The sequence below is a fragment of the Neisseria sp. P0009.S008 genome, from assembly GCF_051958615.1.
Classification (GTDB): Bacteria; Pseudomonadota; Gammaproteobacteria; order Burkholderiales; family Neisseriaceae; genus Neisseria; species Neisseria subflava.
In genome coordinates this window covers 1-433 of record NZ_JBQCVG010000034.1, presented here as the reverse complement: position 1 = coordinate 433, position 433 = coordinate 1, and the positions used below count along the sequence as shown (strand labels likewise).

General features: G+C 51.3%; 1 protein-coding gene. It reads right to left on the bottom strand.

Translation table 11 applies throughout. The annotated features are described in order from the left end of the window. Positions 1-51 precede the first annotated feature (51 nt). Positions 52-402 (bottom strand): helix-turn-helix domain-containing protein, encoded by a 351-nt coding sequence (locus tag ACTHSQ_RS11130; RefSeq protein ID WP_440372003.1) that lies wholly within the window; start codon positions 400-402, stop codon positions 52-54. Positions 403-433: the final 31 nt, after the last annotated feature.

Below are 433 nucleotides of genomic sequence, written 5' to 3'. Positions count from 1 at the left end.
TTTTGGGCAGGTTTGCGATGTGCAGCAGGTATTTGAGCGGGTGTTGCGCCCTCAGTGTTTGGACGGTTTGGCTTTGTCCTTTTCGGTCTGTTTTTGGCTGAGGGTTTTTAACTCCTTTAGATAGGCGACCTCTGCGCGCATATAGCACAACTCTTCGATAAGCTCTGCCTGTGTTTTTTCGTGGTCGGGTTTGTCGGCGATGAAGGGGTTTTTGCGGTGTTGGTTCATGGTTTTGGATTGGGGATGTTCGAGTGCGCCGATGCCGCCTTCTTGATAGGCGCGTATCCATCGTCGCAGGTGGGTTCGTGAGATGCCGTAGTGGTCTGCGGTACGCTGTTGGCTGCGTATGTGCAGGCAGTGGAGTACGGCTTGGTATTTGAAGTGTAATGTATATTTGCTCATAAAAAAACTGCACCTTGTGAGTTGGAGGGGG